We start from the raw sequence: 24,431 nt of genomic DNA on the forward strand, positions 1-24,431 counted from the left end.
GTGTGCACGCACCCCGGATCGTTTTGATGTGGTTCAATTGCCGACAGCCTAACGGGAGTTATTGTGAGCCGTCTGTCGTCGAAACGACAGAGTGCCTTTCGAGCGCTGCGCGTTATCCCTAACCTCGCAAACCCGCACCCATGCACGACCACCACGTTGCACCTCCCGACGCGGCCGCCCACCCGGCCGACGCGCTTCCCGAACCGGGCCCGCTGCCGGCGCTGTCGACGCTGTTCGGCCAGTGCGCGTGGTTCCGCACGCTCGCGCCCGAGCATCAGGCGCTGGCGCTCGCGCAGTCGCATGTCGAGCAGTGCGAGGCCGGCGACGTGATCGCGCACCGGCTCGCGCCGTCCGAATACTGGATCGGCGTGCATCGCGGTCTGCTGAAGCTCGCGATCTTCAATGCGTCGGGGCGCGGCTGCACGTTTTCGGGCGTGCCGTCGGGCGGCTGGTTCGGCGAAGGCAGCGTGATCAAGCGCGAGCTGCGCAAGTACGAGGTCGTCGCGATCCAGCGCTCGACCGTGCTGTTCGTGCCGGTCGACACGTTTCATGCGCTGCTCGATACGAGCCTGCCGTTCACGCGTTTCGTGATCCACCAGTTGAACAACCGGATGGGCGAATTCATCGCGTCGATCCAGAACAGCCGGCTGCTCGACGTCGATGCGCGCGTCGCGCAGGCGCTCGCGCAGCTCTTCAACCCGGACCTGTACCCGGACACCGGCCCGTCGCTGTCGATTTCGCAGGAGGAACTGGGGATGCTCGTCGGCGTGTCGCGGCAGCGGATCAACCAGGCGCTGCAACAGCTCGAGAAGCTCGGCGCACTGCGGCTCGCGTACAACCAGATCGAGGTCGTCGATCTGGGTGCGCTCGCGCGCTTCGGGATGGAGCAGATCTGAGCGCGGCGCGATGAGCGAAACCGTCGCCGGCACGACGCGCGCATCCGGTGCCGCGGCAGTTCGCCGGTCGCGGCATGCGCGCGCATTTCATCTGTGGAATCGGCCGGCGGCGACCGCGCGCCCAACCTGACAATTCCGCCAGTTTCGCGACAGTAACCGGTTCCACGCCGACGCCTATCATTCGGGTTCCCTTCACCGACGCCTGATCAACGCCTGTCCCGCTGCCTCCATGTGGATCGTCAATCTCGCGCTCAGGCGCCCCTACACGTTCATCGTCATGGCCATCATGATCGTGCTGGCCACGCCGCTTGCGCTGATGCGCACGCCGGTCGACGTGCTGCCCGCGATCAACATCCCCGTGATCAGCGTGATCTGGAATTACAGCGGCTTCTCCGCGACGGAGATGACGAACCGCATCACGGCCGTGCATGAACGGATCCTGACGACGACCGTCAACAACATCCAGCATGTCGAGTCGACGTCGCTGCCCGGCATCGCGGTCGTGAAGGTGTTCCTGCAGCCCGGCGCGAACGTGCAGACGGCGATCGCGCAGACGGTCTCGTCGGCGCAGGCGATCGTGCGGCAGATGCCGCAGGGCGCGACGCCGCCGCTCGTGATCACCTATTCCGCGTCGAGCATCCCGGTGATCCAGCTCGGGCTGTCGAGCACGACGCTCAGCGAACAGTCGCTCGCGGACATCGCGCTGAACTTCCTGCGCCCGCAACTGATCACGATTCCCGGCGCGCAGGTGCCGTTCCCGTACGGCGGCCGCACGCGCGTGGTCGCGATCGATCTCGATCCGCAGGCGCTGCTCGCGAAGGGCCTCACGCCGGCCGACATCGTCAACGCGGTCAACGCGCAGAACCTCGTGCTGCCGACCGGCACCGCGAAGATGGGCCAGACCGAATACCGGATCGACACGAACGCGTCGGCCGATACGGTCGCCGACATCAACAACCTGCCGATCCAGACCGTCAACGGCGCGACGACCTACCTGCGCGAGGTCGCGTCCGTGCGCGACGGCTTCGCGCCGCAGACCAACGTCGTGCGCCAGAACGGCCAGCGCGGCGTGCTCGTGTCGATCCTGAAAAGCGGCGACGCGTCGACGCTCAAGGTCGTGTCGGACCTGAAGGCGCTGCTGCCGAAGGTGATCCCGACGCTCCCCGAAGGGCTCACGATCACGCCGCTGTTCGACCAGTCGGTGTTCGTCAACGCGGCCGTGCAGGGCGTGATCCACGAGGCGCTGATCGCCGCCGTGCTGACCGCGATGATGATCCTGCTGTTCCTCGGCAACTGGCGCAGCACGCTGATCATCGCGATCTCGATTCCGCTGTCGATCTTCACGTCGCTGATCGCGCTGTCGGCGCTCGGCGAGACCATCAACATCATGACGCTCGGCGGGCTCGCGCTCGCGGTCGGGATCCTGGTCGACGACGCGACCGTCACGATCGAGAACATCGAACGCCACCTGCATCTCGGCATGCGCCGGGCCGCCCCAAGCGTGCCGAGCGCCCCCCTCGGGGGGCAGCGACCGAAGGGAGCGTGGGGGTCGTCGTTCAGCACGAACCTGCACGAGGCGATCCGCGAAGGCGCCGGCGAGATTGCGGTGCCCGCGTTCGTGTCGACGCTGTGCATCTGCATCGTGTTCGTGCCGATGTTTTTCCTGACGGGCGTCGCGCGCTTCCTGTTCGTGCCGCTCGCGGAAGCCGTCGTGTTCGCGATGCTCGCGTCGTACGTGCTGTCGCGCACGCTCGTGCCGACGCTCGCGATGCTGCTGTTCCGCCCGCAGCAGGCGAGCACCGGCCCCGATCATGCGACGTCGCGTTTTGCGCGCCTTCATCATGCGTTCAACAACGCGTTCGAGCGGCTGCGCGCGTGGTACATCGTGCTGCTGAGCATGCTGCTCGTGCGCCGCCGCTTCTACGCGATGTGCTTCCTCGGCTTCTGCGTGCTGTCGACCGGCCTCGTGTTCGCGCTCGGCCGAGACTTCTTCCCGAACGCCGATTCCGGCAACATCCGGCTGCACATGCGCGCGCCGACCGGCTACCGGATCGAGGAAACCGCGCGCCTCGCCGACCGGGTCGAGCGCGTGATCCGCGAAGTCGTGCCGCCCGACGAGCTCGGCGCGATCGTCGACAACCTCGGCCTGCCCGTCAGCGGCATCAACCTGTCGTACAGCAATGCCGGCACCATCGGCACGCTCGACGGCGAGCTGCTGATCGCGCTGAAGCCCGGACACCGCGCGACGACGCACTACGTGCAGACGCTGCGCAAGCTGCTGCCCGAACGCTTCCCCGGCGTCGAATTCTTCTTCCAGCCGTCGGACATCATCACGCAGATCCTCAACTTCGGTCAGCCGGCCGCGATCGACGTGCAGGTGCTCGGCAACGATCTCGCGAGTAACATGACTATCGCGAGCAACCTGATGAAAAAGATCAGGCAAATCCCCGGCGCCGTCGACGTGCACGTGCTGCAACGCAACGACGAGCCGACCCTGCTGGCCGACATGGATCGTACGCGCATGCAGCAGCTCAACCTCTCCGCGCAGAACGTCGCGCAGAACATGCTGATCTCGCTGTCCGGCAGTTCGCAGACGACGCCGTCGTTCTGGATCAACCCCAAGACGGGCGTCCAGTACCCGCTGCAGATCCAGACCCCGCAATACAACATCTCGTCAGTCGACGACCTGCTCGGCACGCCGATCTCGGCCAGCGGCCGCACGGGCATGCCGCCGCAACTGCTCGGCAACCTCGTGCAGGTGCGCACCGCCGCGAATCCGGCCGTGATCACGCACTACAACATCCGCCCGGCGATCGACCTGTACGTAAGCGTCGAGGGCCGCGACCTCGGCTCGGTCGCGGGCGAGATCGACCGCATCGTGTCCGACATGCGCGCGAGCCTGCCGCGCGGCACCGACCTGACGATGCGCGGCCAGATCGAGACGATGCGCACGTCGTATATCGGGCTCGGCTCGGGTGTCGCGATGGCGATCGTGCTCGTCTACCTGCTGATCGTCGTCAATTTCCAGTCGTGGCTCGACCCGCTGATCATCATCAGCGCGATGCCGGCCGCGCTCGCCGGCATCGCGTGGATGCTGTTCATCACCGGCACGCACCTGAGCGTGCCCGCGCTGACAGGCGCGATCATGACGGTGGGCGTCGCGACCGCGAACAGCATTCTCGTGGTGTCGTTCGCGCGCCAGCGGCTCGCGGCCGGCGCGGCGCCGCTCACGGCCGCGCTGGAGGCCGGCGCGACGCGGATCCGGCCGGTGCTGATGACGGCGCTCGCGATGATCATCGGCATGGTGCCGATGGCGCTCGGTCTCGGCGAAGGCGCCGAGCAGAACGCGCCGCTCGGCCGCGCGGTGATCGGCGGGCTGCTGTTCGCGACCGTTTCGACCTTGCTGTTCGTGCCGCTCGTGTTCGGCGGCGTGCATTCGCGGCTGGCCCGCCGGCGCGCGCGCCAGGCCGGACACTGACTTTCGCCTATAGACCCGGTCAATTCATGGAAGAGAAACATCACAGCTCCGTCGGCATCCAGGTGGACGAACACGGCATGCACCTGCCGACCCGCACGTCGGTGTCGCGGCGAGGAAGAATCGTGCTGGTCGTGATCGGCGTGCTGCTGGCCGCCGGCGCCGCGCGCACGATCGTCGTCAACGTGCTGAACCGCAACCGGCTCGACGCGATCGCCGAGCAGAACACGCGCCAGTACGTGAACGTCGTGCGCCCGGTCGACGCGGCCGCCGGCGGCAAGCTGACGCTGCCCGGCACGCTGCGCGGCTTCGTCGAGGCGCCGATCTACGCGCGCGCGAGCGGCTATGTGCTGCGCTGGCAGGCCGACATCGGCGCGCACGTGAAGCAGGGGCAAGTGCTCGCCGAACTCGACACGCCCGAGCTGAACCAGGAGCTCGCGCAGGCGACCGCGCAGCGCCAGCAGGCGCAGGCGGCGCTCGCGCTCGCGAAGACGTCGTTCGACCGCGCGCAACAGTTGCGCCAGCGCGATGCGGTGTCGCAGCAGGAACTCGACGATCGCCAGGGCGCATTCAACCAGGGCACCGCGAACCTCGCCGCGGCCGATGCGAACATGCGCCGGCTCACCGAACTGAAGGGCTTCCAGCGAATCGTCGCGCCGATCGACGGGATCGTCACGCAGCGCAACGTCGACGTCGGCGATCTCGTCAGCTCCGGCAACGCGGGCCGCTCGCTGTTCACGGTCGTGCAGGCCGACCGGCTGCGCCTCTACGTACAGGTGCCGCAGGCGTACGCGCAGCAGGTGAAGGTCGGCCAGCACGTGAGCGTCGCGCAGGCCGAGCTGCCGGGCCGACGCTTCGACGGCACGATCACGCGCACGTCCGGGTCGATCGATGTCGCGACGCGTTCGCTGCAGATCGAGATCACGCTGCCGAACCCGGATGCACGACTGCTGCCCGGCGCGTACGTGCAGGCGACGCTGCCGATGACGCCGGTCGGCCGCCTGCAGATCCCGGCCAATACGCTGCTGTTCCGCGCCGAAGGCCCGACGGTCGCGTCCGTCGACGCGAACGGCCAGGTCCGCCTGAAACCGGTGACGGTCGTGCGCACGATCGGGCAGACGCTCGAAGTCGACGGGCCGCTCACGCCGAACGACCGCCTGGTCGCGAACCCGAGCGACGCGCTCGCGAACGGCGACCCGGTCGTCGTGTCGACGCCGGCGGCCAAACCCGCCTCGGCCGTCGCGGGAGCGAAGTCGTGATCGCGATGCGCGCCCGCGTGCGGCCCGCGGCGCTCGCCGCCGTCATCGCGGCAGCCGCCCTCGCCGGCTGCACGGTCGGCCCCGACTACCGGCGCCCGGCCGTCGATACGCCGGCCGCGTGGCGGCTCGACCCGGCCGACGCGTACTGGCACCCGGCCGCGCCGGCCCGCGCGCCGCTCGATCCCGCGTGGTGGACCGCGTTCGGCGATCCGCAGCTCGACGCGCTCGAAACCGACGCGCTGCGCAACAACCAGAACCTGAAGGCCGTCGCCGCGCGCTACGACCAGGCGAAAGCCACGCTCGCATCGGTCGCGTCCGCGCAGTATCCGGCGGTCGGCCTGAACGCGAGCGGCCAGCGCTTCAAGATCTCCGCCGACCGGCCGCAGACCAACTACGCGACGCGCAGCATGTCGACCGTGCAGAACGAGATCCAGGTCGGCGCGAGCGTCAGCTACGAACTCGACCTGTTCGGCCGCGTGCGGCGCAGCGTCGAATCCGCGCAGGCGAGCACCGAGCAGGCGCACGACGACTTCGCGAACGCGCGCCTCGTGCTGACCGCCGATCTCGCGTCGAGCTATTTCGCGCTGCGCGAGTTCGACAGCGAGATCGACGTCGTCAAGCGCTCGATCGACCTGCAGCAGAAGGCGCTCGACTACGTGAGCGCGCGCCACGAACTCGGCGCAGTGTCGGGCCTCGATCTGCTGCAGCAGCGCTCGCAGCTCGATGCGACGCGCACGCAGGCGCAATTGCTGATCCAGCAGCGCGCGCAGGTCGAAACCGCGATCGCGACGCTGGTCGGCACGCCGGCCCCCGAATTCTCGCTGCCGCCGCGCGTGGTGCCGATCAACGCGCCCGCACTGCCGACCGGCATGCCGAGCAATCTGCTGCAGCGGCGCCCCGACGTCGCGTCGGCCGAGCGTGCGATGGCCGCCGCCAACGCGCAGATCGGCGTCGCGCGCGCCGCATATTTCCCGCGCATCGCGCTGTCGCCGGACATCGGCTGGGATGCGACGCGCTTCGCAAGCCTGTTCACCGTGCCGGCGCTGCTGTGGTCGGTCGGCGCGTCGGTCAGCCAGCCGCTGTTCGAAGGCGGCAAGCTGAAGGCCGGCGTCGATTTCGCGCAGGCCGGCTATGCCGCCGCGCAGGCCAGCTACCGGCAGACCGTGCTCACCGCGTTCCAGGAGGTGCAAAATGCGGTGACGGGCCTGTCGGTGCTGGCCGACGCCGCACAGCAGGCATCGGCGGCCGTCGACGACGCGCGCAAGCTCGTGTCGCTCGCGCAGGATCGCTACGCGGGCGGCCTGACGCCGTTCATCGACGTGCTGACGGCCCAGCAGCAACTGCTGACGAGCGAGCGCCAGGCCGTGCAGATCCAGGGCCAGCGTGCGGCGCTCGTCGTCTTTCTCGCGAAGGCGCTCGGCGGCGGCTGGGACGGCGGCGCGACCGGCGGCCCCGCGCCGTCCGGCGTCGCGGCGGCCGGCCCGCAGCGCACCGCGGGCGTTGGCCCTTAACCCGGTTACGCGGAACAACAACATGAAAGTGCTGATCGTCGAAGACGAACCGAAAGTCGTCGAATACCTGAAGAGCGGCCTGACCGAGGAAGGCTGGGTCGTCGATACCGCGCTCGACGGCGAGGACGGCGCGTGGAAGGCCGTCGAATTCGACTACGACGTGGTCGTGCTCGACGTGATGCTGCCGAAGCTCGACGGCTTCGGCGTGCTGCGCGCGTTGCGCGCGCAGAAGCAGACGCCCGTCATCATGCTGACCGCGCGCGACCGTGTGGACGACCGCGTGCGCGGGCTGCGCGGCGGCGCCGACGACTACCTGACCAAGCCCTTCTCGTTCCTCGAACTGATCGAACGGCTGCGCGCGCTGACGCGCCGCGCGCGCGTGCAGGAATCGACGCTGATCTCGATCGGCGACCTGCGCGTCGACTTGATCGGCCGCCGCGCGACCCGCGACGGCACGCGCCTCGACCTGACCGCGCAGGAATTCCAGCTGCTCGGCGTGCTCGCGCGGCGCAGCGGCGAGGTGCTGTCGAAGACGACGATCGCCGAACTCGTGTGGGACGTGAACTTCGACAGCAACGCGAACGTCGTCGAGACGGCGATCAAGCGCCTGCGCGCGAAACTCGACGGCCCGTTCGCGGACAAGCTGCTGCACACGATCCGCGGCATGGGCTACGTGCTCGAGGCACGCGAGGACGGCGACACCGAGAGGCAGGCATGAAGCGCTCGATCGTCCTGCGGCTGTCGGCGATGTTCGGCATCGTGTCGCTGCTCGTGTTCACGCTGGTCGGCTGCGGGCTGTTCGTGATGATGGAGCGGCAGTTGTTCGCCGAGCTGCGCGCGACGCTCGATACGCGCACCAAGGTCGCCGAGATGATCGTGTCGCATTCGACCACGGCCGCACGCGGTCGCCTGATGCAGGAAAAGCTGGCCGACCTCGAACCGCCCGACGGCTCGACGCGCTACCAGGTCGACAGCACGAACCCGGCATTCCGCTTCGGTACGCCGGTGAACGGCGTGCCCGTCGATCCGCCGTTCGGCGCGTTCCAGCGCTATGCGCTGAACGACAGCAGCTACGACGTGATGACGAAGACCGTCACCGTGGCCGGCAGCGGTGAGCGGCCGACGCTGAAGCTGATCGTCGCCAGCTCGTGCGAGCGCACGCAGCGGATGCTGCGCCGTTTCGGCTTGACGCTCGCCGCGCTGATTGCCACCGCCACCGTCATCACGCTGCTGCTGAGCCGCGCCGTCGCGCGCTTCGGGCTCGCGCCGCTCGACCGGCTGTCGCAGGATGCATCGGCGATCAGCCTCGCGAACCGCCGCCAGCGGCTGCAGACCGACGCGCTGCCCGCCGAGCTGCGCGACCTCGCCACCTCGTTCAACGGCGCGCTCGAACGCATCCAGCAAACCTACGCGCGGCTCGAGGCCTTCAACGCGGATGTCGCGCACGAGCTGCGCACGCCGGTCAGCATCCTGATCGGCCAGACCCAGGTCGCGCTGACGAGCCGCGATCGCTCGGTCGACCGGATGCGCCAGACGCTGCAGTCGAACCTCGAGGAATTCGAGCGGCTGCGCGTGATCATCAACGACATGCTGTTCCTGTCGCGCAGCGACCGCGGCGAACGCGCGACCGACCTGAAGGACGTGTCGCTCGCCGACGAGGTGCGGCGCATGCTCGATTTCCTCGAAATCCCGCTCGACGAAGCGCAACTGCGCGCCGAACTGCACGGCGATGCGCGCGCGGCCGTCGATCCGTCGCTGTTCCGCCGCGCGATGACGAACCTGCTGATCAACGCAATCCAGCATTCGGCGCCCGGCGCGACGGTGAACGTGACGATCGCGCGCCGCGACACGCTCGTCGAAATGTCTGTGGCGAATCCCGGCGAACCGATCGATCCCGTGCAGCGTTCGCATGTGTTCGAACGCTTCTACCGGCTCGAGGAAGCGCGCGCGAACAGCAAGGAAAACCACGGGCTCGGGCTGTCGATCGTCAAGGCCGTGGCCGAGATGCACGGCGGCAGCGTGTTCGTCGCATGCTCGGGCGGCGTCAATACGTTCGGCTTTTCGGTGTCGACGCAACCCTGCGCGGGCGGCCAGCTGCGCCCGGCCGATGCCGCCGATGCCGCCGGTTCGGCCGGGCCGCACGACACGCGGCCGGCGCCCGCGCCGCGCGCATTGCACTGACGGCGGCCGCGCGCCGCCGAGGGTTGTTTTCTTCAATACGGGCCGGTGCGGCTCCCGTAGTCTCGATGCGACTTTCGACATTTCGCATGGAGACACCTGATGAGCATGCTGGTTTCGATGGCCGCGTTCGCGCTCGCCTCGTCGATCACCCCCGGTCCCGTCAACATCGTCGCGCTCAGTGCCGGCGCACGCCACGGCCTCGGCGCGAGCCTGCGTTATGCGGCCGGCGCGACGCTAGGCTTCGTCGCGCTGTTCCTGCTGATCGGCCTCGGCCTGCACGCGGCGCTGGTGCGCTGGCCCGTGCTGACGACCGCCACGCAGTGGTCGGGAATCGCGTTCCTGCTCTATATGGCGCTGCGGCTCGCGCTCGACGACGGCCGGCTGTCGGCCGACCCGAACGTGGCCGGCCCGTCGGCGGCGGCCGGCGCGGCGATGCAATGGCTGAATCCGAAGGCCTGGCTCGCGTGCGTGGCCGCGATGGGCGCGTATGCGGCCGATGGCGACCGCGCGCAGGTCTGGTTATTCGCCGCGCTGTATCTGGTGATCTGTTTCGCGTCGATCGCGTGCTGGGCGTATGCGGGCGCATCGCTGCGGCACCGGCTCGCGAACGCGCGGCGCATGCGCGTGTTCAACCGGCTGATGGCATTGCTGCTCGCGGGCAGCGCGCTCTTTCTGCTGGACGTATAGCCGGCCGGCTCGCGGGGCCGGTGCTTCGGCGCATCGACGGCGCAAGCCCACTCCGCGTTCCGAGTTCCCCCGCCCTGGCGCTCAGCTCATCGCGCTACGGTACTGCCCGGGCGTCGCGGCCGCGATCCGCCGGAATGCGCGCTGGAAATGCGCCTGGTCCGCGAAGCCCGCGTCGAGCGCGACGTCGGCGATCGGCCGGCCGCGGCGCAGCTCGGTGCGACCGTACTGCACGCGGCGATCGATCAGGAACGCATGCGGCGTCATCCCGTAGCGCGCGTTGAACGCGCGGATCAGGTACGACGACGACAGGTCGGCCGCCGCGCAGATCGCATCGAGCGTGACGCCCTCGCGGCAATGCGCGGCGATGTAGTCGGCCGCACGCGCGAGTTTTGCGTTGTCGTCCGCGGCGCGCATGCCGGGCAGCTCGCGATCGAGCGCGCCGTGCAGTTGCGTGAAGAACTCGACCGCCGCGCTCTCCTTGCCGAGCGGATCGATGCCGGGCGACACGAGCGTGCGGTAGAAGCCGCCAAATTGCGCGAACAGGTCTCGCCGCTCCGTCAACTTCGGCGAAAACCCGTGAAAATCGCGGTTCGGATCGCGACCCAGCGAATGCTGCAGCCGCGCGAGCCATGGCACGTCGACATAGACCATCCGGTACGCCCATGCGTCGGGACCGTACGGATTGCACGCGTGCACCTGCTCCGGATCGATGATCACGAGCACGCCGCGCCCGACGTGTTCGTTCGTCGCGCCGTTCACGTAGGTGCTCGTGCCGCCGACGATCGCGCCCACCGAAAACGTGTCGTGCGTGTGCTTCGCGTAGCAGATCGCGCGCCCGTCGTCGACGGTGCGCGCCTCGATGAACGGCAGCGCGGCATCGCGCCAGAACGGCGACGGTACGGCGGATCGGTTGGAGATACGGCTCACGCGGCGGGCTCCTGGTTCGGGCGGCGAACGCTCACCGTACAAGACTGTGCGGGCCGATGCAACCGGCGCTTTGCAGCTTCGAAGCCGAATCGCGCCGTTTCGCCTAAGCTTTGGATTCCAGCCGCCGCGGCACGCGCGGCGGTTCCCGTTCACTCTTCCCCCGTCACGCTCATGCACATCGATCTGAAAGGCAAGACCGCGGTCGTCACCGCCTCCACCGCCGGCATCGGGCTCGCGATCGCCGAAGGGCTCGCACGCGCCGGTGCGCGCGTCGTCGTCAACGGCCGCAGCGACGCATCGGTGCAGTCCGCGCTCATGCAACTGCGCGCCGCCGTGCCCGACGCGAGCTTCGACGGCGTCGCCGCCGACCTGTCCGACGCGGCCGGCGTCGCGCGCGTCACGCAGCACACGCCCGATGCGGACATCCTCGTCAACAACGCGGGCATCTATGGCCTGAAGGCGTTCTTCGATATCGACGACGCCGAATGGGAACATTACTTCCAGATGAACGTGATGTCCGGCGTGCGGCTCGCGCGGCATTACCTGAAGGGGATGATCGAACGCAACGCCGGGCGCGTCGTGTTCATTTCATCGGAATCGGGCCTGAACATCCCGGTCGACATGATTCACTACGGGTTCACGAAAACCGCGCAACTGTCGATCGCACGCGGCCTCGCGAAGCTCGCGGCCGGCACCCATGTGACCGTCAACTCGGTGCTGCCGGGGCCGACGCTGTCGGAAGGCGTGCGCGCGCTGCTGAAGGAAACGGCCGACAAAACGGGCCGCAGTGTCGAAGACGTGGCCGTGGATTTCGTGCGCGATCATCGCTCGAGCTCGATCATCCAGCGACCGGCGACACCCGAGGAAGTCGCGAACCTGGTCGTGTACGTATGCTCGCCGCAGGCTTCGGCCACCACGGGTGCGGCGTTGCGCGTCGATGGCGGCGTGGTCGACACGCTCGCATGACAGCTCGCGCTCGGCGCACGCCGCCGCGCTAGCGCGAAGCGGCCTTGTCCGGCTGGAGCCTGCCCTTGCGATCGGCGTCCATGCAGGTATCGAAGCCGTACTGCGTGACGACGCCGGCCTTGTCGAATACGACGAAGTAAGGCCGGTGATCGTTGCCGTGTTCGATGAAGTAGTTGTAGCAGACGCCGCTGCCGTTGCGGACCATCCATACGCTGCGCGGGTTGCCGCCGGCACGCACGACATCGGCGCGCGTCGCGCCATGCCGCGATGCGGCCCGCGCGAGCGGCGTACGCGAATACGAGAACGGTAGCCACGAGTCGAACCACGCGCAGCCGTGCAACATCAGGCAACCGGCGGCAAGGGACAGCGTCGCTGCGGGACGGGACATCTGAATCAATCGCATGCTTGGGGAATTCTGCTGCGCCATGCCGGCGTGATCGAAAGCCCCATGCTACTCGACCTTTGGGTCCGGATCGAAAAGAAATGTAGAGCGCCTCATGCGAACCCCTGCCCGGCATGCCCCGCGCGCCGGCCGGATCGTTGCCGACCGTTGCGGACGGCGCATGCTTGCATGCGCACCCATCCCGTCGCGCCGATCCATCGAAGCGGCACGACGGCGGGCATCATCACGCGATCCATTCGGCCCACAGCATCGTCAGCACCGTCATCAGCGCGGGGCCGACGAACAGGCCGATCAGGCCGAACGTCTCGGCGCCGCCGAGGATGCCGAACAGCACGAGCAGGAACGGCAGTCGCGCCGAACTGCCGATCAGCACCGGCCGCACGAAATGCTCGGCGACGAACACGACGACGAAACCGAGCACCGCCACCACGACGGCCCACGCCGTCGCCCCCTGCACGAACAGCCAGAGCGCCGCGCCGCAGAACACGATCGGCGCGCAGAACGGCAGCATCGCGGCAATCGCCGTGACGAGGCCGAGCAGCGCCGCATGCGGGACGCCCGCGAGCGCATAGGCGACGCCGAGCAGCGCACCCTCGCCGAGCCCGACGACGACGAGCCCCGTCACCGTGCCGTATACGGCCTTGACCATGCGCTCGATCAGTTCCGCGCCGTTGCGCCCGAACGCGCGCTGCCCGCCCTGCAGCAATGCGCCCGACAGCTTGTGGCCCGCGCGCAGGATCACGAACAGCGTGACGAGCATGAAGCCGAATTCGAGCAGCGCATGTGCGAGCTTCGTGCCGAACTGCCGGCCGAACGCGAGGAATTTCTCGCTGTTGACGCCGTGCATCGCACTGGCCGCATGCAGCGGATGACCGAGATTGGCCTGCCACCACTCGGTGATCTGCGCCGAACCGTAAGGCAGCCGGCCGACGACCTCGGGCAGCGGAATGCCGTTGTCCTGGATCGTACGCAGCCACTCGCGCAGGTCGTGCGCCTGCCCGATCGCCTGGATTGCCGCGACGGCGATCGGCAGCACGACAAGCAGCGAAATCGCCGCCGTGATGACGAGCGCGGTGATCGTCGGCCGGTTGCGGAACAGCCGGTGCGATTCGAAGCGTTTCAGCAGCGGCCACATCGCGATGGCGCTCACGCAGGCCCACGCGATGGCGGGAATGAAGTCGCGGATCACCCACAGCGCAAGCACCAGCAGCGCCGCATACAGCACGACGCGGGCGATCTGCTGCGCGCGCGGCTGAGCGGCGGACTCGTGAGACGACGGCACATGTGCGTCCATGGCACCCCTGTCGAAATGGAAAAATGGCGGTTCGCGCAGGCAACCGGCCTGCACGAACCGCCATTCTATCCATCGGCCCCGGATCGGCGGCGCGCGTCATGCACGAGCCGCCCCGACGCTACGTTGCCGCGCCCGCTCAGGCCACCTTGTCGGCGATCCGGTAACGCTCGAGCCAGTGCGCATACGGCGCGGGCAGCGTCCACGACGGACGCTCGACGCCGAGCTGCTGCGCCGCGTAGTACGGCCAGTGCGGATCGGCGAGATGCGCGCGGCCGACCATCACGAGATCGAGCTGTTCTTCCGCCACCACGCGGTTCGCCAGTTGCGGCGTGTCGATCCCCCACGCGGACGACACCGGCAGCCCGGCCTCGCGGCGCACGCGCTCGGCGATCGGCGCGAGGAACGCCGGGCCCCACGGAATCCGTGCGTCGGGCGTCGAGAAGCCGACCGACACGCTCAGCATGTCGAGCCCTTCCCGCTTCATCCGCTGCGTGAGCGCGATCGACTCGGCGAGCGTCTCCTCATCGCGGCCGTCGTATTCGATCACGCCCAGGCGCGCGGTCAGCGGCAGATGCTCGGGCCACACCTTGCGGACGGCCGCGAGCGTTTCGACGAGGAAGCGGCCGCGGTTCTCGGCCGAACCGCCGTATTCGTCGTCGCGCCGGTTCGAATGCACCGAGAAGAAGCTCTGGCCGAGATAACCGTGCGCGAAGTGCAGTTCGAGCCATTCGAAGCCCAGGTCGCGCGCACGCTTCGCCGCTGCGACGAAGTCGGCCTGCACGCGGGCGATGTCGTCGTGCGTCATTTCACGCGGCACCTTCGGCAGATGCGCGCCGAACGGCACGGCCGACGGCGCGATGGTCTGCCAGCCGCGCGGATCGCCGTCGGCGATATGGTCGTCGCCTTCCCACGGACGGTTCGCGCTCGCCTTGCGGCCCGCGTGCGCGATCTGGATGCCGGGCACCGAGCCGGCCGCCTTGATCGCCGCGACCGACGGCGCGAACGCTTCGGCCTGTGCATCGTTCCACAGCCCCGCGCAGCCCGGCGTGATGCGCCCTTCCGGCGACACGGCCGTCGCCTCCGCGATCACGAGGCCCGCGCCGCCGCGCGCGATGCCGGCCAGATGCACGTGATGCCAGTCGTTGACGACGCCGTCTTCGGCGACGTACTGGCACATCGGCGGCACCGCGATGCGGTTGCGCAGCGTGACATCCTTGAGTTTGAACGGTTCGAACAGGGCAGACATCCACGACTCCTTTGCTTGGTTCTGCAAAACGACTGGGAACTCGCCGGGCAATGCGCACGGCGGAACGATTCGGGCCATCGTCGGGCCAGCTGCGCCCGGCGACGAATACGGAACGGCGCCGGCCCGGCCGACGCCAACCAGGTAGTTACCGGTGACCGAGCTTCGCGAGCAGCGCCTCGGCAGCGGGCGCCGACGACGCGGGGTTCTGCCCCGTGATCAGCAGCCCGTCGGTGACGACATGCGGCGCCCAGTCGGCGCTGCGCTCGAATTCCGCGCCGTTGGTCTTCAGCATGTCCTCGACGAGGAACGGCACGACTTCCGTCAGCTCGACGGCCGCTTCCTCGCTGTTGGTAAAGCCCGTCGCGCGCTTGCCGCGCACGACCGATTCGCCGGTTGCCGGGTTCTTCACGTGACGCAGCACGCCCGGCGCGTGACAGACGGCCGCGACCGGCTTGCCGGCCGCGAGCGTGCGTTCGATCAGGCCGATCGAATGCAGATCCTCGGCGAGATCCCACAGCGGGCCGTGGCCGCCCGGGTAGAACACCGCGTCGTAGTCGTCGGCCGACACGTCGGTCAGCTTGCGCGTCGAGGCGAGTTCGGCCTTGGCCGCCGGATCGGCGTCGAAGCGGCGCGTCGCATCGGTCTGCGCGGACGGATCGCTGCTTTTCGGGTCGAGCGGCGGCTGGCCGCCCTTCGGCGAAACCAGCGTCAGCTCGACGCCCGCATCCTTGAACGCGTAGTACGGCGCGGCCAGTTCCTCGAGCCAGAAGCCGGTCTTCTTGCCGGTGTCGCCGAGCGTGTCGTGCGAGGTCAGGACAACCAGAATCTTCATGATCGAAACTCCTTCGAAAATGGACGGGAACGCTGCCGCGCAACCGGGGGCGGTCGGCACGACGCGCCTGTCGGTTAGTCCGCTATGGCGCGTCAACGTGCGACTCGCGTATCCGAATGCCGCATGCGTCTATTAGACCAGTCGTCTAGAAAATTCCCAAATAAAACGACGGCGTACGCTGCACGATCAGCATCGCAGCGCGAAATGGCAATTTCGCGTCTTCGTTGCACGCGCCAGCGGACGTCGTCGCATTCACGAGGACGGATGATACCCATGGATTAGACCAGTCGTCTAGAAAATGGCCGTTCGCCCCTGTCGCCGTCATGGCCTTTCGACCGGGCGCGATCCGGCAACGTCCGCCACCGATCGCGCCCCGCCCGTGTCCGTCGCACCGGCTAGCCGCGCAACGGACCGTCCGTATCGCCGGCCTCGATTACCGGCGCCTCGAGCCGATGCTCACGTATGCCGTTGTCCAGCCGCCTCAGCATCAACTCCGCCAGCGCGCGCCCCGACGCGTGCCCGGTCGGCTGCATGACCGCCGTCACGCGATGCGGATGCGCGATGTCCGGCGGCACGCCGTCGTAGACGATCAGCGACATGTCCTGCCCCAGCCTCAGCCCGCTGTCCACCATCGCCTGAAACACGCCGCCGCCCGCGATATTGTTGTCGACCAGCAGCGCCGTCGGCCGCTCGGCACGCGCGAGCAGCGCCCGCGCGGCCTGCAGCCCGCCGTCGTGCGTAAACGTGCATTCGACGAGCAGCGCCGGATCCGGCTCGATACCGGCCTCGCGCAATGCCGACAGATAGCCGGCGCGACGCTGCGCGGCGAAATTCAGCGCCAGCGGCGCGCTGATCATCGCAATGCGCCGATGTCCGAAACCGGTCAGCCGACGGACGGCATCGCGCGCGCCCGCCTCGTTGTCGAAATCGAACCACGCATACGGCTCGGACGTTTGCGTGCGGCCGTACGCGACGTACGGAAACGCGTTCGACTGCAGGTACGCAATGCGCGGATCGTCGACGAGCGTGCGTGCGACGATCAGCCCGTCGACGAGCTTGCCGTCGACGATCCGCCGGTAGGTGTCCAGTTCCGCATTCGGACGCGCCGACGCAATGATGAAATCGAGATTGCGCTCGGCCAGCCGCTCGGTGATGCCCGCGACGACCTCGCCGAAACGCGGATCGCCGAGATCGCCCGCACCGAACGGATAGACGATCCCGATCACGTCCGCCCGCCCGGTCGCGAGCCGGCGCGCGGTCGGATCCGCCACATAGCCCATTTCCCGGGCGGCCTTCGCCACGCGTTCGCGGGTCGCCTCGCTGACGTCGTCGTAACCGTTCAATGCACGGCTGACCGTCGTCCGCGACAGCCCGAGCGCATCCGACAGCGCCTTCAGATTCACTTTCACCGTCGCTCCCCGTTTTCGCCGGTCCGCCCGGTCGCCCGGATGCCCGGACGCATCAATCGGGTAATTATTTCCATTTGGTAATCATTACCGTCAAATAAATATCTTTTGCGTTCCAAACCGGTTTGAAATAGTATCCAAACCGGTTTGGACATCGATGCCACCTTCATCCGTTCCCTTTCACCGTCAATTGAAATAACGCCGAGATGACACACTTTCCTTTTTGCCGCGCGACTGCGGCCAAACGTTTGCTGTTCGCTGGCGCGGCACTGGCCGCCTTCGCGTCCGCTTCGTCCGTCACGCACGCGCAGAGCGCCGGCGCCCCCGCGCCCACGCCGCACACGCAGCAGGCCTACGATCCCGAAGGCAACTTCACGATGCGCTGGACCCGCGCGGACATCCGCCAGATCGTCGCACAGTCGCACACGGCCGGCGCCGACAAGAACTCGCTGCCGCAAGCGCTGACGATGCCCGACATCCCGCAGGATTTCCCGCTGATCAACTCGAACGTGTGGGTCTGGGACACCTGGCCGCTGGCCGACCTCCGCGCGAACCAGCTCAGCTACAAGGGCTGGGAGGTGATCTTCTCGCTCACCGCCGATCCGCACGCGGGCTACACGTTCGATGACCGCCACGTCCACGCGCGCATCGGCTTCTTCTACCGCCGCGCGGGCGTCCCCGCGTCGCAGCGCCCCGCGAACGGCGGCTGGACCTGGGGCGGCCACCTGTTCCCGGACGGCGCGAGCGCCAGGGTGTTCGGCACCGCGCCGATGACCAACAACGCCGAATGGTCGGGTTCGGCGCGCCTCACGCACGGCGACAACGTCAGCCTTTACTACACCGCGACGTCGTTCAACCGCTCGGCGCCCGGCGGTGCCGACATCACGCCGCCGCAGGCGATCATCACGCGCGCCGACGGCCACATCCACGCCGACGACAAGCACGTGTGGTTCAGCGGCTTCGACGATCACAAGGCGCTGCTGCAGCCGGACGGCAACTACTACCAGACGGGCCAGCAGAATACCTACTTCTCGTTCCGCGATCCGTTCGTGTTCACCGATCCCGCGCATCCGGGCAAGACCTACATGGTGTTCGAAGGCAATACGGGCGGCCAGCGCGGCGCACGCACCTGCACCGAGGCCGATCTCGGCTACGCGCCGAACGATCCGTACAAGGAAGATCTCAACGCGGTGATGAATTCGGGCGCAGTGTATCAAAAGGCCAATGTCGGCCTCGCGGTCGCGACGAACCCGCAGTTGACGGAATGGAAGTTCCTGCCGCCGATCCTGTCGGCGAACTGCGTCGACGACCAGACCGAGCGCCCGCAGATCTACCTGAAGGACGGCAAGTACTACCTGTTCACGATCAGCCACCGTACGACGATGGCCGCGGGCGTCGACGGGCCGGACGGCGTGTACGGCTTCGTCGGCAACGGCATCCGCAGCGACTTCCTGCCGCTGAACGGCGGCAGCGGCCTCGTGCTCGGCAACCCGACCGACTTCTCCGCACCGGCCGGCGCGCCGTATTCGCAGGATCCGAACCAGAACCCGCGCGAATTCCAGTCGTATTCGCACTACGTGATGCCGGGCGGGCTTGTCGAGTCGTTCATCGATGCGATCGGCCCGCGGCGCGGCGGCACGCTCGCGCCGACGGTGAAGGTCAACATCAACGGCACGTCGACGGCGGTCGACCGCGCGTACGGACGCGGCGGGCTCGGCGGTTACGGCGACATCCCGGCGAACCTGCCGGCGACGGGCGCCGACCACAACGGCGGCCCGGGCACCCGCCCGTAACGGCCGCGGCGGGCACCGCCCGCAAGCGCTGAGGCGGCGCACATCGCGCGTGTCGCGTGCGCGCCGCTTTTTTCTTCCGCAGATCGCGCGTGCCGCCTTTGCAAGCGGCACGCGCCCTCCTTTCCCGCTTCGCGCGTCGGAGCACGGAACCCCGCATGAGATCGACGTTTTTCCGCTTTTCCTTCCGGATCGCCCGGCTGCTGCTCGCCTGTGCGGCGGGCGCGGCCTGCACGCAGGCCGCCGCCGCGCCCTGCGCAGCATCGACCGAAAACGGCACGCCGCAATGGCGCCCCGCGCTGCATTACACGCCGCAGCGCAACTGGATGAACGATCCGAACGGGCTCGTCTACGACAACGGCCGCTACCACCTGTTTTATCAGTACAACCCGCTCGGCAACGATTGGGGCAACATGTCGTGGGGCCATGCGACCAGCACCGATCTCGTGCACTGGCGCGAGCAGCCGGTCGCGATGCGCGCGAACGCCACCGAGGAAATCTTCTCCGGCTCGATCGTCGCCGACACGCACAACACGTCCGGCCTCGGGTCGCCAGGCAAGACACCGCTGGTTGCGCTCTACACCAGCGTCTACAAGGACGGCTCCGGCCATGCGCCCGGCACGCAGGCGCAGTCGCTCGCCTACAGCGTCGACCATGGCGCGACGTGGCAGCCCTACGCACACAACCCCGTGCTCACGCTCGATCCCGAATCGAAGCAGTTCCGTGACCCCAAGGTGTCGTGGTACGCGCCCGGGCACCACTGGCTGATGACGACGGTCGTCGCCGACGCGCAGGTCGTCAAGCTCTATCGCTCCGACGACCTGATCCACTGGTCGTTCCTGAGCGACTTCACGTTACCGGACGTGCCGCACGCAGGCGCACTGTGGGAGATGCCCGACCTCGTGCCGCTGCCGCTCGACGGCGATCCTCGGCACATCAAGTGGGTGATGATCGTCAACGTGAATCCGTGGTCGATCGCGGGCGGCTCGGGCGCGATGTATTTCGTCGGCGACTTCGACGGCCGCACGTTCACGCCCGATCGCGTCGCGCCGTCCGGTTCCGATCCCGCCCGATTCCGCTGGGTCGATCACGGCGCCGACTTTTATGCCGCAGGCACCTTCTCGGGCGCGCCCGGCACTCGGCCGGTCGCGATTGCGTGGATGAGCAACTGGGATTACGCGGCAAAAGTGCCGACCACGCCGTGGCGCGGCGCGACGACCCTGCCGCGCGAGCTGGCGCTGAAGACGATCGACGGCGAACCCCGCCTCGTCGCCGCGCCGGCCGCCGCGTTCGACGCGTGGGCGGACGGCCGGCCCGCCGTGCACGAAGGCGAGCTTGCGGTCGAATCCGCCACGCGCGAGCTGTCGGCTGCGACGCGCGGCGTCGTGCAACGCATCACGGTGACGATCACGCCGCAGCGCGCGGCGCGCGCGGGCCTGATCGTCCGGCGCTCGGCGGACGGCACGACCGGTACCCGGATCGTGTACGACACGGCGAAACGCACGCTGACGCTCGACCGCTCGCAGTCCGGCGAAGCGAATTTCGCCGGCACGTTCAGCCGCGAGCATATCGTCGATCTGCCGCTCGAACACGGGCAACTGCGGCTCGAAATCGTCGTCGATCGCGGGTCGGTCGAGGTGTTTGCGAACGGCGGCCGCGTCACGCTCACCGACCTGGTCTTTCCGCCGCTCGACGCGAACCGCGTCGCGGTGTTTGCCGAGCACGGCCGCGCGACGTTCTCGGGGCTCACGGTGACGCAGCTCGAAGCCGGCGGCGATACGCGCAGCGCCTGCACGACGCGATAGGTGCGGTTCGAGAGCGTCGCCCTTCCCGCATGCGACGGGGACCGTCCGCCCGGCGCTGCGTCGGCCGGTGCGGTCCCCGCCGGTATTACGGCTCAGAGCAATCCCATCCCGCCCGACGCGATGATCTCCGCGCCGACGATGAACGCGGATTCCGGCGCGCTGAGGTGCAGCACCGTCGACGCGATTTCATCCGGCGTGCCGAACCGGCCGATCGGGACGAGGCCCTTGATCTTCCCGGCCGTTTCGTCGAGCGTCGCCGCGTCGAGCCCGAGCTTGCCGTACAGCGGCGTCTGAACCGGCCCCGGGCTCACGACATTCACGCGCACGCCGTGCGGCAGCAGTTCCGTCGACAGCGTCTTCGCGAACGAATTGACGGCCGCCTTGCTCGCCGCGTACACCGACGAGCCGGGCATCCCGATGTGCGCGTTGATCGAGCCGTTGATCACGATCGATGCGCCGCGGTTCAACAGCGGCACCAGCGACTGGATCTGGAAATACGCGCCCTTCACATTGGTGTTGAACACGAGGTCCCACATCGCCTCGTCGCTGTCGGCAAACGGCGCGAGTTTCGCGACGCCCGCGTTGATGAACACGGCGTCGAGCCGCGCGCCCGCGGCAGCGATCGCGTCCGCCAGTGCCCGCGCCGACGCGACGCTGCCGGCCTCGTTGCGGATCGCGAGCGCCCCTTCGCCGAGCGTTTGCCGTGCGGCTTCCAGCGTCTGCGCGTCGCGCCCGGTGATGATGACCCGCGCGCCTTCGGCCGCGAATGCGTTGGCGGCCGCCAGGCCGATGCCGCTGTTGCCGCCCGTGACGAGGACCGTTTTTCCTTCGAAGCGTTGCATGATGTTCTCCTGTGAACCGGTGAGTTGACCGTGAACACAGGATGCGCGCGGCGACCTGTGTTGCCGTACGACGCGCGCGGCGAACATGTTCGAAATCGTCGAACGTGTTTGAGTGGGCGATCCCCCCCCTTTTCCAGGCTCAGCCGGTCACGTCGATCCCGTCGAGCAGGCGCTGCGCGAGTCTGGGCTCGCGCAATTGCTCCAGCCACCATTGCAGCGCGCGGCCGTCGCGGTCGCCGTGCCACGCGACATACAGCACGTTCGGTTCGCGCGGGTTGGCCGTCTGTTTCTCGACGAGTTCGCCGCGCGCGAGCAGCGACGCCACGCGCCGGCGCGGCACCCAGCCGACGCCGAGCGCGTCGCGCTGCGCGAGGATCTTCGCGCGCATCGACGGCACCGCGAGCACGGCTTGCCCGCCGAGCAGGCCATACGCGCGGCCGGCCGCGCGCCGCGACGAATCGGCGACGACGACCGCGCGATGCGCGCCGATCGCGTCGCGCGTCAGTGCGTCGCGCACGGACGCCAGCGGATGGCGCGGCGACACCGCGAACACCCACTCCATCGCACCCAGCTCGAACCATTTGAAGCCGGGGATCGCCGGCGGCTCGTTGGTCGCGCCGACCACCAGATCCGCGCGACCGTCGCGCAGCGCTTCCCAGGTGCCGCCGAGCACCTCGTGCGTGAAGCGCAGCGACACGCCCGAATCGAGCGCGTCGAACGCGCGGACGACCGGCAGCAGCGTGTCGAACTCCAGCACCTCGTCGCTGACGATCCACAGCCGGTCCTCCCAGCCGCTCGCGACCTGCCGCACGCGCTGCGTCAGCCGCGCGACGTCCAGCGCCAGCCGCGACGCTTCGTCGGCCAGCAATTGTCCGGCCGGCGTGAGCTGCAGCCGGTAGCCGCGCCGGTCGAACAGCAGCGCGTCGAAACGGGTTTCGAGCTGGCGCGCGGCGTGCGACACGGTCGACGGCGCCTTGCCGAGCCGCGCGGCGGCGCGCGACAGGCTGCCGGTCGCGCGGATCGCGTCGAGCAGCGCAAGTTCGTCTTCGGACAGCATGGGGACGCTCCGGTGCGGGTTGGTCTGGGGTTGTCGTGGCTCCCGTGGATCGTAAGGGGATCCGGGGAGCAATGGAACAGCCAACCGACTTAGAGGCCGCTCATTACCGTTCCTCCATCCCGCTTACGCCGCCAGCTGGTGCTCGCAGTAGGGCCGGTCGCGATCGGCAAGGATCTCGCGCAGTTGCGCACGACGGGATGGATCCGGAACCAGCCAGGCGTCGACATTCAAGGCAGCTCCTTTTTGCATGAACTTAATCGTACACCCTCTCATTTTCGACGATATAGCCAAAGCACGTCATTTTTGCCTCATATCGATACCCGCCGAATCGATAGTGGATTTTCCATTGATTGAGGTCGGTTGAATACTTGAAATTTTCGTCAACCTCAACGTCAGACATATTATTGTGTTTGATGTACTTCTGCATGTAGGCGGAAATCTCTGATTTGCCCATGTTGGGGCAAACGCCGTCACCGCCATCCCAATTCTTAACGTAAACGAAAATCGCAAATAAAACCAGTGCGAAAACGAGCAATGCGACAATTGCGACGACTAAGTATTTTAATGATTTTCTTGTCAAATTTCCTTCCATGATTGTAGGTCCAATTTATTGGCATGAGGAAAGTTGTTTAGATATCCTCATGCCGAGTCAATGGTTAGTGAATCAAAATGGTGGCCTGCGCCCGAAACCGCCGATCCTTGCTCGAGGATCCGCGACTGGAACCGGGGTGCCGTCTGGATTCATTGCCTTGATGTCGGCTCTTTTCCCGTTAACATTAAGTGGTTGGGTCCCTGAGAAGTAGATCATGAAATCTTTGTGATTGGTGAACTCACCGATACGACGTACAAGCGTCGTCAGGGCTTCTTGTATTTTCGGGCGCGAATTGGATGCATCAAAATCAAACTTGTCCGGGTTGAGCCTATACTCCCCTCGGAAGTAAAAACTTCCATCACTGCCCAAAAATAGTTCCCCGTTTACGTGTCCACTAACTCGTCCGAGAGCCGATCCCACGATCAACTCTTGATCGTTCAGCAAGTTCGTACTGAATTCAGCGTCAATTGGATAACTTCCGGCCCCCATTGCATCGTTGACGATAATATTTCGAATTGGAGAGATTTGTTGCACTCCAATTCCCAATTTCAATGATTTTAGATCGACGACCTTGTTGTCACCCTTGCCATTTATCCAATTATAGTAGGCGCCGAGTGTAAAAAATGGCGTCGAATAGAATTTAAAATCGGTAATGGATGGTGCGGGAAGGTGGCTAAAATAGTAGTCACTAAACAACCCAAAAAGAGTAGTCAACCCGCTAAATGTCGTCTCGGAAAGTCCATATTGATCCAGGCCAACGATACTTTGCCATCCGATGTCAGCCATCCACTGTGTAAAGAGACCATAAGTTGCAATTTGTGATTGTATTATTTGTTTGCTCGCGAGTTCGAGTCCGTACCCAAATTCCGAAAGTACATCGCGCGACTTTCCACCGGCGGCTGCCTCAAGAATTTTCTTCCCGTTGACCAGGCGCAGTCTGCCGATTTGGAAGATCCCGCCACGAATGTTGTCGCCGTTTACTGCCCAGTAGCATCCCCCAGCCGGACCACCTGGAGATGGTAATGGTAGGCTGATGTTGTTGGGGGCAGTGATGTTAATCGGTGGCAAAAGATCATCTGCGGGGCCATGCCCTTGTGCCATAGATCGAATAGGACTACTTACTAATGCAATTGCTGAAGCGCCAAGAAAATCTCTTCTTTTCATCTAACAACCCCTATATCATGTGGCCTTGTTCACGGCGCTTCCGAATATCCGGGTCAAGACTATTTTGAAATTGGCAGATTTGGTTCGCTCTGCCCCAT

20 protein-coding genes are annotated in these 24,431 nt (G+C 67.0%); 10 read left to right on the forward strand and 10 right to left on the reverse strand.

The genetic code is table 11. The features are described from left to right. Positions 1-140: 140 nt before the first annotated feature. From DM992_RS18785 to DM992_RS18815, 7 genes are all read left to right on the forward strand, one after another. Complete coding sequence (locus DM992_RS18785) at positions 141-896, forward strand: Crp/Fnr family transcriptional regulator (RefSeq protein ID WP_111018131.1); 756 nt, start codon at positions 141-143, stop codon at positions 894-896. Positions 897-1,125: 229 nt separating this feature from the next. Beyond that, complete coding sequence (locus DM992_RS18790; RefSeq protein WP_111018132.1) at positions 1,126-4,374, forward strand: efflux RND transporter permease subunit; 3,249 nt, start codon at positions 1,126-1,128, stop codon at positions 4,372-4,374. 26 nt (positions 4,375-4,400) lie between these two features. Then, a complete protein-coding gene (locus DM992_RS18795) occupies positions 4,401-5,630 on the forward strand; it encodes an efflux RND transporter periplasmic adaptor subunit (RefSeq protein ID WP_111018133.1) in 1,230 nt (409 codons plus the stop codon). A gap of 5 nt (positions 5,631-5,635) precedes the next feature. Then, entirely contained in the window at positions 5,636-7,141 is a 1,506-nt protein-coding gene (locus tag DM992_RS18800) for an efflux transporter outer membrane subunit (RefSeq protein WP_111020287.1), read from the forward strand. Between the two features lie 22 nt (positions 7,142-7,163). After that, positions 7,164-7,859, forward strand: a complete 696-nt coding sequence (locus DM992_RS18805) for a heavy metal response regulator transcription factor (RefSeq protein ID WP_034179625.1) — start codon at positions 7,164-7,166, stop codon at positions 7,857-7,859. Next, the gene (locus DM992_RS18810; protein ID WP_111018134.1) at positions 7,856-9,322 is read left to right on the forward strand and encodes a heavy metal sensor histidine kinase; all 1,467 of its coding nucleotides are present in this window, start codon (positions 7,856-7,858) and stop codon (positions 9,320-9,322) included. Before DM992_RS18805 ends, DM992_RS18810 begins: the two co-directional genes overlap by 4 nt. A 99-nt stretch (positions 9,323-9,421) precedes the next feature. Continuing rightward, positions 9,422-10,009, forward strand: a complete 588-nt coding sequence (locus DM992_RS18815) for a LysE family translocator (protein ID WP_111018135.1) — start codon at positions 9,422-9,424, stop codon at positions 10,007-10,009. Positions 10,010-10,090: 81 nt separating this feature from the next. Here the strand turns inward: DM992_RS18815 and DM992_RS18820 are convergent, their stop codons facing one another. Beyond that, complete coding sequence (locus DM992_RS18820) at positions 10,091-10,936, reverse strand: AraC family transcriptional regulator (RefSeq protein WP_111018136.1); 846 nt, start codon at positions 10,934-10,936, stop codon at positions 10,091-10,093. Between the two features lie 171 nt (positions 10,937-11,107). Between DM992_RS18820 and DM992_RS18825 the strand changes: the two genes are divergently transcribed. Continuing rightward, on the forward strand, positions 11,108-11,902 hold the full coding sequence (locus DM992_RS18825; protein WP_111018137.1) for an SDR family NAD(P)-dependent oxidoreductase: 795 nt from the start codon (positions 11,108-11,110) through the stop codon (positions 11,900-11,902). 28 nt (positions 11,903-11,930) lie between these two features. Here DM992_RS18825 and DM992_RS18830 read toward each other — a convergent pair whose 3' ends face one another. The 5 genes from DM992_RS18830 to DM992_RS18850 form a co-directional block, all read right to left on the reverse strand. Beyond that, positions 11,931-12,305: a hypothetical protein gene (locus tag DM992_RS18830; protein WP_111018138.1), complete on the reverse strand. Its 375-nt coding sequence runs from the start codon at positions 12,303-12,305 to the stop codon at positions 11,931-11,933. A 223-nt stretch (positions 12,306-12,528) separates the two neighbouring features. After that, positions 12,529-13,599 carry an AI-2E family transporter gene (locus DM992_RS18835; protein ID WP_111018139.1) on the reverse strand — a complete coding sequence of 357 codons (1,071 nt, stop codon included), beginning with the start codon at positions 13,597-13,599 and terminating at the stop codon, positions 12,529-12,531. A gap of 136 nt (positions 13,600-13,735) precedes the next feature. Continuing rightward, positions 13,736-14,845 (reverse strand): NADH:flavin oxidoreductase/NADH oxidase, encoded by a 1,110-nt coding sequence (locus DM992_RS18840; RefSeq protein WP_111018140.1) that lies wholly within the window; start codon positions 14,843-14,845, stop codon positions 13,736-13,738. Between the two features lie 145 nt (positions 14,846-14,990). Continuing rightward, positions 14,991-15,677, reverse strand: a complete 687-nt coding sequence (locus DM992_RS18845; protein ID WP_111018141.1) for a type 1 glutamine amidotransferase domain-containing protein — start codon at positions 15,675-15,677, stop codon at positions 14,991-14,993. 395 nt (positions 15,678-16,072) lie between these two features. Further along, positions 16,073-17,086, reverse strand: a complete 1,014-nt coding sequence (locus DM992_RS18850; RefSeq protein ID WP_111018142.1) for a substrate-binding domain-containing protein — start codon at positions 17,084-17,086, stop codon at positions 16,073-16,075. Between the two features lie 203 nt (positions 17,087-17,289). On the opposite strand from DM992_RS18850, the gene DM992_RS18855 reads away from it, so the two are divergent. Both DM992_RS18855 and DM992_RS18860 read left to right on the forward strand, forming a co-directional pair. Then, on the forward strand, positions 17,290-18,876 hold the full coding sequence (locus DM992_RS18855; protein ID WP_111018143.1) for a glycoside hydrolase family 68 protein: 1,587 nt from the start codon (positions 17,290-17,292) through the stop codon (positions 18,874-18,876). A 155-nt stretch (positions 18,877-19,031) separates the two neighbouring features. Further along, the gene (locus tag DM992_RS18860) at positions 19,032-20,678 is read left to right on the forward strand and encodes a glycoside hydrolase family 32 protein (protein ID WP_111018144.1); all 1,647 of its coding nucleotides are present in this window, start codon (positions 19,032-19,034) and stop codon (positions 20,676-20,678) included. A 92-nt stretch (positions 20,679-20,770) separates the two neighbouring features. On the opposite strand, the gene DM992_RS18865 is transcribed toward DM992_RS18860, so the two are convergent. The 4 genes from DM992_RS18865 to DM992_RS18880 all read right to left on the reverse strand — a co-directional run bounded on the left by DM992_RS18865 (position 20,771) and on the right by DM992_RS18880 (position 24,333). After that, positions 20,771-21,520, reverse strand: a complete 750-nt coding sequence (locus DM992_RS18865; RefSeq protein WP_111018145.1) for an SDR family oxidoreductase — start codon at positions 21,518-21,520, stop codon at positions 20,771-20,773. A gap of 139 nt (positions 21,521-21,659) precedes the next feature. Beyond that, complete coding sequence (locus tag DM992_RS18870) at positions 21,660-22,577, reverse strand: LysR family transcriptional regulator (protein WP_111018146.1); 918 nt, start codon at positions 22,575-22,577, stop codon at positions 21,660-21,662. Between the two features lie 253 nt (positions 22,578-22,830). After that, entirely contained in the window at positions 22,831-23,169 is a 339-nt protein-coding gene (locus tag DM992_RS18875) for a hypothetical protein (RefSeq protein WP_162631689.1), read from the reverse strand. A gap of 72 nt (positions 23,170-23,241) precedes the next feature. Next, positions 23,242-24,333 carry a lipid II-degrading bacteriocin gene (locus tag DM992_RS18880; RefSeq protein ID WP_111018148.1) on the reverse strand — a complete coding sequence of 364 codons (1,092 nt, stop codon included), beginning with the start codon at positions 24,331-24,333 and terminating at the stop codon, positions 23,242-23,244. Positions 24,334-24,431: the final 98 nt, after the last annotated feature.

Source organism: Burkholderia sp. JP2-270 (assembly GCF_003233675.1).
Taxonomy (GTDB): Bacteria; Pseudomonadota; Gammaproteobacteria; order Burkholderiales; family Burkholderiaceae; genus Burkholderia; species Burkholderia pyrrocinia_C.

What these genes read in the sequence shown, in the direction of transcription:
- DM992_RS18785 (WP_111018131.1), top strand. Translation starts at nt 141, where the DNA reads ATGCACGACCACCACGTTGCACCTCCCGACGCGGCCGCCCACCCGGCC.
- DM992_RS18790 (WP_111018132.1), top strand. Translation starts at nt 1,126, where the DNA reads ATGTGGATCGTCAATCTCGCGCTCAGGCGCCCCTACACGTTCATCGTC.
- DM992_RS18795 (WP_111018133.1), top strand. Translation starts at nt 4,401, where the DNA reads ATGGAAGAGAAACATCACAGCTCCGTCGGCATCCAGGTGGACGAACAC.
- DM992_RS18800 (WP_111020287.1), top strand. Translation starts at nt 5,636, where the DNA reads ATGCGCGCCCGCGTGCGGCCCGCGGCGCTCGCCGCCGTCATCGCGGCA.
- DM992_RS18805 (WP_034179625.1), top strand. Translation starts at nt 7,164, where the DNA reads ATGAAAGTGCTGATCGTCGAAGACGAACCGAAAGTCGTCGAATACCTG.
- DM992_RS18810 (WP_111018134.1), top strand. Translation starts at nt 7,856, where the DNA reads ATGAAGCGCTCGATCGTCCTGCGGCTGTCGGCGATGTTCGGCATCGTG.
- DM992_RS18815 (WP_111018135.1), top strand. Translation starts at nt 9,422, where the DNA reads ATGAGCATGCTGGTTTCGATGGCCGCGTTCGCGCTCGCCTCGTCGATC.
- DM992_RS18825 (WP_111018137.1), top strand. Translation starts at nt 11,108, where the DNA reads ATGCACATCGATCTGAAAGGCAAGACCGCGGTCGTCACCGCCTCCACC.
- DM992_RS18830 (WP_111018138.1), bottom strand. Translation starts at nt 12,305, where the DNA reads ATGCGATTGATTCAGATGTCCCGTCCCGCAGCGACGCTGTCCCTTGCC.
- DM992_RS18835 (WP_111018139.1), bottom strand. Translation starts at nt 13,599, where the DNA reads ATGGACGCACATGTGCCGTCGTCTCACGAGTCCGCCGCTCAGCCGCGC.
- DM992_RS18840 (WP_111018140.1), bottom strand. Translation starts at nt 14,845, where the DNA reads ATGTCTGCCCTGTTCGAACCGTTCAAACTCAAGGATGTCACGCTGCGC.
- DM992_RS18845 (WP_111018141.1), bottom strand. Translation starts at nt 15,677, where the DNA reads ATGAAGATTCTGGTTGTCCTGACCTCGCACGACACGCTCGGCGACACC.
- DM992_RS18855 (WP_111018143.1), top strand. Translation starts at nt 17,290, where the DNA reads ATGACACACTTTCCTTTTTGCCGCGCGACTGCGGCCAAACGTTTGCTG.
- DM992_RS18860 (WP_111018144.1), top strand. Translation starts at nt 19,032, where the DNA reads ATGAGATCGACGTTTTTCCGCTTTTCCTTCCGGATCGCCCGGCTGCTG.
- DM992_RS18865 (WP_111018145.1), bottom strand. Translation starts at nt 21,520, where the DNA reads ATGCAACGCTTCGAAGGAAAAACGGTCCTCGTCACGGGCGGCAACAGC.
- DM992_RS18870 (WP_111018146.1), bottom strand. Translation starts at nt 22,577, where the DNA reads ATGCTGTCCGAAGACGAACTTGCGCTGCTCGACGCGATCCGCGCGACC.
- DM992_RS18875 (WP_162631689.1), bottom strand. Translation starts at nt 23,169, where the DNA reads ATGGAAGGAAATTTGACAAGAAAATCATTAAAATACTTAGTCGTCGCA.
- DM992_RS18880 (WP_111018148.1), bottom strand. Translation starts at nt 24,333, where the DNA reads ATGAAAAGAAGAGATTTTCTTGGCGCTTCAGCAATTGCATTAGTAAGT.